The following is a 12,340-nucleotide window of genomic DNA, read 5'->3' on the forward strand; positions in this document are numbered from 1 at the left end:
TTTTCTCGATGCCGGGAATGGTAAAGAGACCCCCTGAAACATACGGATCTCGCGTTTTTACACAGCCTGGGACAGGAGCGGACATTGTGATCACCCAAAAAAATTTGCGCTAATAACAACTAAAGGGTACGCTTGGGCTACGGAAACTATGTTGAAGCAAAAATGAACAAGAAGAGTTTTATTACTGCCGCAGGTGCCACATGTACGAACTGGACATGGAGCTGGTCGTATGTAAACCACGAGGAACGGGTTGTCATCTTCGGGGCGTGGAACAAACACACCAACGGTCGCAAGGCCCTCATCTTTGGTGAAAGCTGGGAGCGAAAGGAAGATGGGAAGAGGCGCCCGGCTTTCGGGCAGTCGCGCGAGCACATCCGCTTGATCGAAGAAGAAGATTATACGCTTAAAACGTTTCCTATCGTTTATTCGGACGAGAGGAAGAAAAAGGACGGAACTGGGCCGTCGAAAATTGCAGATTTCACTCCAGTTTTGACTCAATGCATACTAAATCGATCAGGTGATGACTGGTACGCGGAACACACCTAGTTTTTTGCGACGATTGTTTTCTGCATCTTCCGACCGTCGGCGTTAGGCACTTCGTGCTCATAATAGCTTCTTAGATCGATGTCTACACAGCAACACGCACATGAAACCTCTTAATAAGCTGGCAGCCCCACCTCCATCGAATTCACGTGCAATGCGAGCTTACATGCAAGCGATACTCGAAGTGACTGGCCTGATGGCTGGTGAGCGTTTCGATATCTCACGTTTTATGAGCAACTATAGAACTCATCTTGAGAGTGGCAGACTGCAGAAACATAACGACGGAAGTTATTCTTTGAGTAGCCTAGGGAGGGAATACTTCATAAGTCGCCTAACCAATGGACCTGTTACAAAGGGGCAACTCGTCCATCGATCGGAGGTTGTGGAGATGGTTCATTACATCACGACGGATTCTCCGCCAGCAGGATGGATTCCTATCGCTATACTGCGGCCATAACTGTAAGGATGAGTCAATGTCATTCGTTCGTATACGACAAATACAATACCCCACTTTGGGTCAACAGTTCCCTGACGCAGTACGTCCGTCCAGAGCATCATAAGTCACGATGATAAATTCACTCTGGGCTCTGACCTTATCGAGTCAGTGTACGTGGAGAACGGTCTTCGGTACGAGTTACCGTTGAACGTAAAGTCTCGCAAAATGGGAACAGCGATCTTCGCGTCAAATCAATTGAATAAGGCGTACAACTGATGTGAGAGCGAAATGTCTTGGTGGGAGGCATGTAGGTCCGCTTCGGGTCGGAAGCGGACGCTACAATACGGCCGCTGGCGGCCAGAACCGGCCATTTGAAAGTCCAATGTGCACCACTGGCGGGTTGGTTACTGCCATCGGTGGCGCATTGGCAGCATCGGTAGGAGCTAGCGTACTTTCTCCACCGAGCAATTGGATACTGCTACTCACCGAGACGGAAACTGGCGCATGCGCGCATACGCCTAACCCTTCGGGTGAACTCAAACATTAGGTGGCTACGCATGGACATGTGGAGTGCTCGAGAGGCCTCTTGGGCCTATCTTAAGGCGAAGCGGCCGTCCCGGTTATCGGTATTCTTGGCGCTGATTGAACTGATCGACCGATGTGTTGACGAGTACGAGGCTCGTTCGGGAATCGACACTTACGCGAGAGTCGACGGGCTGACTTTACTGAAGGCTAAGAACCTGGCGCTGGGATCTTTCAGTCTGCTGCTGGATGGATTGGGCCAAGAAGCTGGTGCTTTGCTGCGGCCCATGATTGAGTATGCCGAACTCCTCACGTACTTTCGCCATTTCCCTGAGAAGACAGAACAGGCTACCGAGAATGACCTGCCGAAGGCTGGTGAACGGGCCAAGGCCATTGAGGGCATATACCACGGGTTGCGGCGGCACCTTAATGAGCATGCCTCACACAGCTCGTACAGTCAGTATTCTCTTTCACACCTGCTCACCCGAGAGCTCTCGTTTCGGAAAATGCAGCAGTTTGTTCCGGAGGTACTCGATCGAAATTTTATTGATTTAGCAGTTCAAGTTTGGCTGATCCTCCACGAGGCTGTGCTCTCACTGGAGCGGGCCGTTTCGTATGAGACTCTCGTGGAGCTGGCGTCGTCGGCTGACAAATTAAAGGCGAGGATGATCCATGTCTTCGAACTCGAAGCCGCCTAACAGGTCGTTCGCTGCGTGTAGGTCAGCTCCAACGTTAAACCTTATGACTGAAACTATCTCCGCCACTGCCGCCGAAAATCATCGGCTAACTGATCGATTGGTAACCGATGTCTATTGGCTCTTCACCTTAAAGGTCGGGAAAGGGTCCAAACTGTGTAATAACGCAAAACAGACAGCATGCCGGCGACACTCGGCCTCTCAGAACGCTCTACAAGGCGTTTGCTCGAGGTCAGTAATGGTAAAGAGACCCCTGAAAACACGAGATTCGCGTTTTTACACAGCCTAGGCCAGGAACGGACAGTCTTTTTTAATCGAACGAATTAAGCGTCAGTCAGCGTGAGTTTCTCCAACACCTGGGCCTACTCGCTTCATCTTTCTCTCAGCCACCGGAGTAACTTCGTCCCAGCCATATGCGAAGCGGTCATATAGACAAACCAATTTTCGGAAATAGGTCGAATAATTATTATTGCTTAATTTATTCATATTTTGCTCAAGAAATTGTCGCGCAATTTCTAGATCGAATCGCTCTTTTGGAACAAAAGCAAGGAAGATTGCCGCCTTCTCAGGAGTATTGGTTTCGACGATCTCCCGCATTGTTTTATTTTTCTCGGAGCGAAGATAGGTTTTAAGGTAACTCTTTGTAGAGTAGGAACCTACTCCGTCACCCATATGTTTCCTAACATCGACATCTGAATCTTCGTACGCCTCTGTCGATTCGATTCCTATTGCCCTAAGATACTTATAAACCGGAACATAAGTTGCAGATTTACCAATATTAGGCACGGTTGTTCCTAAAACTTTTGCTGGGTCGAACTGCTTATCGTCGCGGACAATATCATGAAAGATGTCGATTAGGGTCACACCTTGATAGCCGATCTCGCTTGCCCCTCCCTCCATCACGGTATTCATTCCAACTCCAACGACGAATTGCAAGTCGTCTTTCTTATCGATTTTGTCGATATCCGCGACATACAACTTTGCTTCCGGCGTCTTCGATTTGACTAGCTCGTAGATCTGTTCTTTGCAAAGCCGCAAGACCCGGGCTGGGATTTTCCGCTTCACCGTTTCAAGCGCTTGATAAACAGGAACAAAGCTGTGCGCCTTCACAATAGTAATTGGAATCTGGCCTCCTTCAATTGCCATGAAGGTCTGGCTATAACTGTCGTGACCGGGATCAGCGCGACCAACGAAAATTAGGTTATTCTGTAACTTCGATATATTATCAGTGCCAAGAACAGATACGATTGCTTTCAGAAGGGCGACGATATTCGGATCAGTGAGAGAATAACCAATAAAAACAATAGGGTGTTCTACAAATAGTGTAATTAGCTTTGCCGCTAGATATGGGTTCTTATTATCAAACTCATCGTAATCTTTTTTAGTGAGAACTAAAGAGGATGGTCGCGAAGATGAGCCATGTATTTTGTATATTTCTGCTATCGACTGAGGATTTGAGAAAAGTAATTCAGATTGTCCGACAAAGACCTTGTAATCAGGAAAAAGCTGCTCTAGCAGCAAATCCCAATTTGTGGTGATGATCCCATCGACGTTGAGGCGCGAAAGAATTTCTATCTCATCCTTATATGTCGAAGACATTAGGTCCGTCAGTGACAGGGATGTGAGGTAATTAGCGATTTCGATACGCAATGCAGATGTTTTATCCTTAAGCTTCGCCTTGTTCTTTTCTCGACTAGCCTCGTACTGAGGAGATGCCCACCAGTGCTCGTGAAAGTCCTCAGCAATCAATTGTGCTGTCTCGGGCAAACCTCCATTAGCAGTCGTAAAGTAGTAGTCAAAACTTTTGATATCTTTGCAAAACCTTCTAAGCAAGGCTTCCCAGTCCTCCAGACCTATATATCGACGAGAAAAGCCCGAGCCAACAAACAGGAAGGGTGTAGACGGCGCAGATTGAAAATGCTGCGTAAGCTGTTCAGCAATACTCACGTTGAGCTCCAGGCGTTAGAAGTTGACTAGTACCAATCGATTGTACTCGTAACAACTAGGAGTATGCCACTGAAGAGAAGATCCTCAATGATCTCAGCGCTTCGTCTACTTGTCGCTCAAGTGGAGAAGTTCGTTATGTCCGCTTTGGGTCGGAAGCGGAAGTTCGTGACAATCGACGAGACTTTTCACTACGGCAACATGCTATGCTGACTCGACCGCCCGCTTTCGGCCAGAAGCAGTCTCTGCCGAACGACCACAATCCGCCTTTAGCGGCCGTTTCGATCCAAAGGATGGTTATTGCCAACTCTACAATATGCCCGGTTGGAGCGTTGCCATAACGTTGTTTTCGCGCAGCAGCAGAACAACCCATGCGTCTGCACAGAATGAGGCATCCATGCAATAACCATCTGCCGATGGACCTGGCAGGATGTCTACCGTCAGCAGTACATCACTGTTGCGGTCTGGCGAGCTCATTTTTCCCCAATCCAATACCGGGTAAGCCAGCGATGGCTGTCTCCTGCGAGGGCATCCCGCGAGTGGAGCATGCGCCGGTTATCAATGAGCAGTGCTTCTCCTGCATGTAACAGGATGCGCCGCTGATGGCGCGATTTGCCCAGTTCGGCTTCAAACGCGCGAACTGATGCCGGTCGCGGTTGCATGCATAGCCACGGCGCGTAGAAAATTTGCTGTCGCTTCGAATCGTAAAGTGGATGGGTACCGGTCGGCACGAGAGTTTGCACGCCAGGGCAATTCAGCTCGACGCCTGCCAGTTCTGCTGCGAGCTCCGCGTGAAGGGCATGGATGACACTCCGGGTGTCGACCAATATATTTGCGCCGGCGCCGCTACTGTCCTGCTGGTGGCAAAACCAGAGAATCAGCCGGACGTCGGGATGATCGGTATGCGGCGGAATACTAGCGGCCGAGGTGAGGTAGGTAAGGCCGTTACCGACCCGCACCTCGGTCATATCCAGCACCGCTCCCAACCGGTTCGCGATGGCGGCGGCCATTGCGGCTGTGACGGGCTTGAGTACGGCAAAACCGTATTCAGCCAGCCGAACCGCGATGTCGGGTAACCCGTCGATGGCCATATCGGGCGTACTCAAGCGGCCAGTGAAGGCTGGACCTTCTTGCTGGAGCACGCATGCCAGCAGCGTCCCACGCAGTCGTGCCAGCAGTTGGTCGACCCATGCGCTGCTTGCGTGGCAAAGGGTTCGCCATACATTGCCTGCCACATGCGTGCGGTCTGTTCAAAGGCAGCCTGGAGCTGCGCCGCTTCATCTTCGCCCTTGCCGAAGCCACCGTCGTGGTCAAGGATTTCTCCAAACAGCCGTAGACAGTCGCCATGGTACGCCTTCGGCGACAACATATGCAGATGCCACATCTCATCGATATCTCTGGTGGGCGCATGCGGTACGCCGGGATACATGGCGGCAAGGCGCAAAAAGCGTTCGTACCGGTCCAGTGCACGGGCAGCGTCGTGCCGCGTCCATCCTTCCGGCTTTTTCTCGGACCGTTCCCAGGCGCGAAGAAGGTCAACCGAAACCGGGTTCGGAAAAGGAGTGGGTGAAGTCGAATATATGAGCATGTAACTCTCCTGACGGGTTAAGGCTATAAAAATGTTGTGTCATTGCGAAAGTGCTGCACGGCGTCGCCGTAGAGGAGTAGCAGCGGAAATTGACACATGGGGAACCATAAATGGTTGGGTGGACTGCTTTTGAACCGGTTCATCATCAGGTCAGCATAGCGACGACAGGAATGTGGGGCAACAGAACTGCATCGCAATGCACCGCTGCATTTTGCGTTGCAGAGAGAGATCTTGCACTACACTGCTACCTTTACTGGAGACAAAATGCGTACGCCTATCCGTACAGCCCTGGAGGGCAGGTTCAGATCGTTCGACGCACTTGCGAAGGCGATGACAGAAACGCCGATAAGCGATGGCTGGCCGCGTTACCGTTCGCTTGGGGCCAAAATTGGCCAGCTTGACCAGGGGAAGACAGGCTGGTGGCTACAGCGTCCGGAGCAGCTACGAGTGCTGCTTGACTTGCTCGGGCTTTCTGGTCCCGATGTCGGTATTCATCCAGACGCTTCTGATGGACTGTTTGCGTTCTCAGACTTTCCGGAACTACCGCTGCTTGATCCACGCCGTGAACGATTCTGTGACATCGCCGGTCCGGGCCCGCTGCCCCGGGACCGGGACGGAGCTGAACTGGATCTCTGGCTCGAGCACCGACCACGTTCTCTGCACCGGATGCCAACGTCCACCGTCTGGCTGCACGTTCCGCCCCGGACCGGGCGCAGTGTCCTGCTCGCTACCTTGACCAGCACTGGCCGTTATGAGGTACTTGTAAAAAACACGCTGGCTGACGTCGGAGAACGCCTTGCTGGAGCGGAACCGATCGTGATTGCTGTTAGCGCAGATGGCGGCATGCTGGATCTCCTAGCGCTTGCACGACGCCCTGAGGATGCAGGAACCTTGATTATTGCGCCGTTCGCGGCCCCGTCTCGCAGGGATGCGGATCCGCTCGAAGACTGGTCGTGGGAAGGAATGACAGGCGAAAAACTGGACCGCCAGCTTCTCGGCATGACGAATCCGGGCAGCCTGCGTAGCGCGATCCAGCCCGTGCAATGGCAACTCCACAGCGGGTGGCGCCAGAGGTTATTGAACTGGGTCAACGCGAGATTGTCCCGGCATGACAGCGATACCCTGTTCTCTTCCACCAGTCTTGGCGAGTGGCTGGACAGGTTCGATCCGTTGCAGGAATGGATCCGTACGCCGGCAGACTTGATGGCGCTATGCCGGGTCACTCACCACGGTCTGGAAAAAAGACTTCCTGAGCGCGGCATGCGGAACGCCGGGCAGCAGCTGCTAGCCGCGATGCCCTTATCGGGGCCGGGCGAGGAAGCACTGTTCGCCAGACTGGCGTGCGCCCGCTGGGAGGATTTCACACAGCCATGGCGCAATGCCCTGCCTTACGCAGCTTGGGAGGGGCTCGCGCCCGCGCCCCCCAGTCACGTCGACCTGCTCGCGATCGCCGGGGAGTCTGACATGGATGAGCGTTACAGGCAGGTGACCCGGCTGGCCAGGCAGCCGGATACGGCAGGCCTGCGCCTGTTGTCAGACGCAGGCCTGCTGGCGCGCAGTTCCAACGGCTGTTTCGACCTTGAGCCACGGGTACTGGCAGACCTGGCGGTACGCGACCATCTTCTTGTGACAATGACGAGTGGTGGGTTAGACAAATGGGGGATGGCATGTTTCGATCCGGAACGGCGGACCACAGTTGATGCTGCGCTCGATGCGCTCGATGACGGCGATCTTCTTGTTGCAGTCGAGGGCGTGCTGCATGGAGGGGACCAGAGCGCTGCCGGGCTGGCTGCGGCAGAGGCGCTCTTTTGTACTGTCGGGCGGCGTAAGCTACAGGGCAGGCCAGTGCCAAATGGTGTCCATGCGCTTGCATCCGCTGTAGTACCGCATCTGCCACTTGGCGTGGATGCGTGGACGCTGCCAGGCCCATGGACCCGTCCGCTGTCGATGCCAGCGGAGCGCTGCGAATGGTTGGCAGTGTGCTGGGCATGGAGCCTGAGCCCGAAACCAGAGATGCCCGCACTGGCCGGCTATGCAGGCTGGCTTTTTGCCGGGTGGTGCGATGACCTGCCTGAAACGCCTTTCTGGCTGCGCAGCCTAACGCCGGCTTACGAAGACAGTACGTACATCGACGCGTGGACCAGTGTCTTGAAAGCGGCCCAGGCAGTTGTTCGCCATCGGACCGTGTTAGTCGATGATCCGCCACCGCTGTGGCACGGTGCTCTGCTGGCTGCCAGCATTTATGGCGCATGGCCAGCCCAGGCTGTGTGGTGGGAAGCTGTTCACGCCGATGAGACGATGACAGAGATACTGCTCACGCAGCTGAAACACCACGGCAGCGCCGGCGCAACGAACGTGTGGCCTTCACTTATTGCACATGAGGCAGAAGCGATTTCAACTGGCCAGATCAGGGCGATGTTTTCGCCTGTTCGCATCGCGATACTCGAGCAGCTCGACGCCGCGGTGACAGTCAAGGGGCTTGGCCCGCAGGAACGGCGTTATGCAGTGCGCAATGCGCAGCTGATGCCGCCAAAGGTACGCCGCATGCTTCTCGACAGTCTTGCTCCTGAAGAGCTAGAGGAAGACATAGAGAGCGCGGGTAGGCTGTTTAAAGCTTGCGGTCGCGAGGCCGTAGCGTCCCTGGTACGATGGCTTGATACAACGATCGGCTGTTTCGCTGCCTCACAGATGTGGGAGCACAATCCAGAGTTCACCATACAGTGGATCGAAGCCCATGCTGCAACCAGTGCCGAGCTTGCCGAAATGGTGCTTGATGCATGTCCGCAGAGCGAATCCGCTCGCGCTGCCGAGGTGCTGCTGCGTGACCGCACGCTGCTCGATTTCGGAGCACGGCAGGCCTGGGTAAGGAACCGGCTGCCAGAATCGGGGATGGCAGCCACTGCGCTGGTAGCGCTGCTTGAGCAAAGCGGTAGCAGGAAATGACAGGGCGTAAGCTAGAAACGGTCGAATACAACCATGGATCCGACGCGACAGAGTAGTGAACGTGACTAGAGGCGGGCCGCGGCTCAACCTTTGGACTGTAAAGCGGCCGGTTCTGACGTGGGTTTCCAGTCGATTGCAGACTGTTATAACGTCCGCAATCGGCCCAGGCTGTGTAAAAACGCGAAATCTGCGTGTTTTCAGGGGTCTCTTTATCATTCCCGACCTTGAGAAAACGCCTTGTAGAGCGTTCTGAGAGGCCGAGTGTCGCCGGCATGCTGTCTGTTTTGCGTTTTTACACAGCCTGGGTCGAAAGCGGACTGTCGCGCACCCTGCGTGCACTCCAGACTCCTGTAGCAGACTTTATTGTTGCAAGCGATCGATACGAAACCGTTCGCTGAACTTTTGTGGCATACATGATTTGCGAGAACAGTATGCCGGAATCTGTCCGCCGCATAGCAGAGCTTGTAGCAACTTTCTTGTTCGTCCAAAAGTATGCTGCCGCCGGGTGTAGCAGAGCTCACGAATCAGATTTCACTAGCCGGCCCCATGTTCTCGCGCTCGTAGGCGCGCACTGAATCCAGCGCATCCTGGTTAGTGTAGACCATGGTCGTGTCCATGCTCTTGTGCCCGAGCAGGTTCGCTACTTCGCGCATTGATTGTCCCTGCAAGAGCGCAGCTTTTGCGAATGTATGGCGGAACCAGTGCGGCGAGGCCTGCTCGAGCCGGATAGCCAGCACAGGATCGTCCTTGCGGAGCATATCGGCCGTCACCTTCAAACGTTGCTTGACGATCGCATAGAGATACTGCCTTGTCGTCAGTTCCTGCCAGGCCCCGAAGAAGCGGCGGTCGGCTGCCTTGCGTACCGGTTTGCCGGCAATCGTCACGGCCTGCGTTTGCGGCGAAAGGAGCAGGGCGGTTTTCTCATCAATTCCCGGTTGCGGCGACAAGTCGAACGCCACCCGATAGTCCTCCAGCACCTTGAGCAAGGTGCGGGTTACGGGAACCCACCGCTCCTTGCCGCCCTTGGCCACCGATGCACTGACCTGGAACACCCAATAATGACGCTTCCTTTTCGTGTCGGGAATCTGCTGGAAAGCGCCCATTTTGGAACCCACGAGCTCGCTTGCGCGCAAACCCAGCTCGCGCAGCGCGACCAGGATGAAGCGATCGCGCAAGTTAGTTTTTCGAGCGGCCGGCTTGTCGAACTCTTCTTTCTCCATGGTTTCCAGGACAAGCTCATACAGGTTCACGTCGACGGCCCTGCGCGGGTTGATCGATCGGCGCGTCCCAGCTCCTTCCAGGGCCATCGGATTGATGCGTATGTAGCCTGTACCGTGCCATGCCTTGAACATCGCATGGACGAAGCGCTCGATGTCCGAGCGGCTGCCGGCAGCGGGCTGCACACGGAAGGGCGTATAGCCAGCCTCGTCTGCTCCCACGTACCGCGTGCCGTTGCGCGCGCACAGTGCATCGGCCGGTAGATCGGCCAGGAAATCCTTGAATGCTTCGACATCCTGCAGGCTCCAGCGCGACGGTGTTGCCCGGCGCACGTTCTCGCAGTACCAGCGTAGCTTCGCCAGGTGGAATCGGTAGGTGGCGGCGGTTACGCCGGAACTGCTGCGGCTCTTGCGCGCGACAGACCGCAGCCAGACCTCGGCCGCATCCCAGTCGTCCTCGACCGGACCCAGTGCATGGTCGGGCTGCGGGGCAGGGACCATCAAGTCGGTCCCCAGGAACTGCGCTACCAATGTGCCGTTCACTTCGGACCTTTCTGGAGTACTGCAGGGATTGTGGCGCCGCGCTGGTAGGCCAGCTGGCGGAACGTCTCAAGCAAAATGTTGTCTTCCCGTGCGCGAGCGACCGCCTGCGCTTCGACGCTGGCGCATCGCTCACGCCACGCCCGGGTTTCACCGCGGGCGTCGTCGATCGCGCGCATGCTGAACAGACGCGCTTGCTCAAATTCGACAGCAAGTTTGCCGATCTGGACTGCCTGTTCCTTGAGCTGACCGCGTGCGGCTGCGAGTTCCGCGGCCATGGCATCCGCCGATGCCCGTGCCACGAGCATTTCGGCGCCCAGGCGGGCGGCCTGTGCCTGTGCATCAGCGACGGCTTGCTCGGCTTGTGCAGCACGCTCTCGCCAGAACACGACATCGGTATTCGCGCCGGCGCTGGCGCCGGCAACATGTGGTAAATGGAGAGGATGCGTGCCGACAGCTTCCACGACGGCATCCCGGATCAGCGCTGCCAGGTGCGGTGCATCGACCGAGGCAACTTCGGCCGCGCCTTCGCGCTCGATCGCAAGCTCGTCGGCAAATGCCTGCTTTGCACGTTCCAGTGTCGACGTCGAAGGACGTCGCTCTGGCGCATACGCACCGAGCAGGCGGCGGTAAATAATCGGGCTGAAGATCCTGCCGGTGGCTTCGTACACCGCACGCACGAACGCCCGGACAAATGGTCCATGGTCCCGTGGATTGAGGGGATGCGCAGCCTTGATCGCTTGCAGCCGGTTGATCAGGATCCGTGCTTCGTCGTCGGTCGGTTTAAAAATCGGTCGGGTCATCGTAGTTGTCCCTCCGATGCGCCGCTGACTACGTCGAGAAGCACCGTGGTCGCGCGCCGAACTGCCGTCGTGTCGCCTCGAGCGTGATAAAGGCGGCGCATCGAAGCGGCGCTGCAGCGTGTTCGCTCAAGGAAAACCGGTGCGGGATGGGCGAAAACAGGGGAAAACATGGTGGCGGTTATGGATGGCATACAGGTACATTAACAGGGATAAAAACACCTGTAAAGTACGTACTTCTTACTTAGCACACCTTAAGTAATTTGTTGACTAGATACCTCGACTTGAGCCGTGGAACACCGATTTTATGCGTTTACGGGCGCCTCCGATCACTCGACTGCAAGGCTTCGACCTCAAAGGTGAGCCTATACAGGGACTGCTTACAGCCCGGTCGGACGGCCGATGTTGCCTTCGGCTGTTAGATGGGAGATCGACCCGTTTTGGCCCGTAGCCCACGTCGTCCTGGCGCTAGCTACACAGCGTTTGGCTCCCTCCATACGATGCCCACTGCGCCACTTGCTCGGGGACAGAATTTGGCAGGTAACCCGTCGGTAAGCGTTACGAAGGATGAGGTGGCCTTGCCGTCGCTGCCGTTGGGCCAATGGAAAGGCCAGGTTGAATACAGCTTGTCAACAAAACTGCAACATTGTGATCTACGGCTGCTATCTTGAGCCTATAATCAAGTTGCCTTGTTGAGCCAGGCAGAACACCGAGCTGTGATTAGAGACAGTATCCAACACGACATCAACAATTAACTCTAGGGAATAAAATATGGCAAGCGGTATTGTGAAATGGTTTAATGATGCAAAAGGTTTTGGATTCATTACACCAGATGGCGGTGGCGAAGACTTGTTTGCGCACTTTTCGGCGATTAACGCTGCAGGCTTCAAGTCGCTTGCCGAGAATCAGCGCGTGACCTTTGATGTGACCACCGGCCCGAAGGGCAAACAGGCTTCCAACATTCAGCCTGAGTGATCGTTTGACCTGATGCGACCGCCGCGACTAGTGTGGTTGAGCCAGGACAGAATGCGCCCTAGTGGGCGTAATGCCGTTCAGTTAAGGCTGAACGGCATTTTTCTTTTGTAGTGTTGTAAACGTCTTCAGAGGCTGTT

Annotated in this window: 9 protein-coding genes; 4 read left to right on the plus strand and 5 right to left on the minus strand. The window is 55.2% G+C overall.

The features are described 5' to 3' along the window. Positions 1-162 precede the first annotated feature (162 nt). The gene (locus IFT60_RS25925; protein ID WP_192056983.1) at positions 163-546 is read left to right on the plus strand and encodes a hypothetical protein; all 384 of its coding nucleotides are present in this window, start codon (positions 163-165) and stop codon (positions 544-546) included. A 990-nt stretch (positions 547-1,536) separates the two neighbouring features. After that, positions 1,537-2,199 carry a hypothetical protein gene (locus tag IFT60_RS25930; RefSeq protein ID WP_192056984.1) on the plus strand — a complete coding sequence of 221 codons (663 nt, stop codon included), beginning with the start codon at positions 1,537-1,539 and terminating at the stop codon, positions 2,197-2,199. A 327-nt stretch (positions 2,200-2,526) separates the two neighbouring features. Here IFT60_RS25930 and IFT60_RS25935 read toward each other — a convergent pair whose 3' ends face one another. From IFT60_RS25935 to IFT60_RS25945, 3 genes are all read right to left on the minus strand, one after another. Next, positions 2,527-4,143: an SIR2 family protein gene (locus tag IFT60_RS25935; protein WP_192056985.1), complete on the minus strand. Its 1,617-nt coding sequence runs from the start codon at positions 4,141-4,143 to the stop codon at positions 2,527-2,529. Positions 4,144-4,613: 470 nt separating this feature from the next. Next, on the minus strand, positions 4,614-5,231 hold the full coding sequence (locus tag IFT60_RS25940) for a TauD/TfdA family dioxygenase (protein ID WP_192056986.1): 618 nt from the start codon (positions 5,229-5,231) through the stop codon (positions 4,614-4,616). A gap of 11 nt (positions 5,232-5,242) precedes the next feature. Beyond that, positions 5,243-5,728: a glycine-rich domain-containing protein gene (locus IFT60_RS25945; RefSeq protein ID WP_192056987.1), complete on the minus strand. Its 486-nt coding sequence runs from the start codon at positions 5,726-5,728 to the stop codon at positions 5,243-5,245. 264 nt (positions 5,729-5,992) lie between these two features. Here IFT60_RS25945 and IFT60_RS25950 point away from each other — a divergent pair, with 264 nt between their 5' ends. After that, positions 5,993-8,671 (plus strand): hypothetical protein, encoded by a 2,679-nt coding sequence (locus IFT60_RS25950; protein WP_192056988.1) that lies wholly within the window; start codon positions 5,993-5,995, stop codon positions 8,669-8,671. Positions 8,672-9,195: 524 nt separating this feature from the next. Here the strand turns inward: IFT60_RS25950 and IFT60_RS26980 are convergent. Further along, the gene (locus IFT60_RS26980) at positions 9,196-10,431 is read right to left on the minus strand and encodes a tyrosine-type recombinase/integrase (RefSeq protein WP_192056989.1); all 1,236 of its coding nucleotides are present in this window, start codon (positions 10,429-10,431) and stop codon (positions 9,196-9,198) included. Next, the gene (locus IFT60_RS25960) at positions 10,428-11,231 is read right to left on the minus strand and encodes a hypothetical protein (RefSeq protein ID WP_192056990.1); all 804 of its coding nucleotides are present in this window, start codon (positions 11,229-11,231) and stop codon (positions 10,428-10,430) included. The genes IFT60_RS26980 and IFT60_RS25960 overlap by 4 nt, the downstream gene beginning before the upstream one ends. Positions 11,232-11,999: 768 nt before the next feature. Between IFT60_RS25960 and IFT60_RS25965 the strand changes: the two genes are divergently transcribed. Then, positions 12,000-12,203, plus strand: a complete 204-nt coding sequence (locus IFT60_RS25965; RefSeq protein ID WP_192056991.1) for a cold-shock protein — start codon at positions 12,000-12,002, stop codon at positions 12,201-12,203. The last annotated feature ends 137 nt before the right edge of the window (positions 12,204-12,340 follow it).

It is taken from the genome of Massilia sp. CFBP 13721 (genome assembly GCF_014842025.1).
Lineage (GTDB): Bacteria > Pseudomonadota > Gammaproteobacteria > Burkholderiales > Burkholderiaceae_D > Telluria.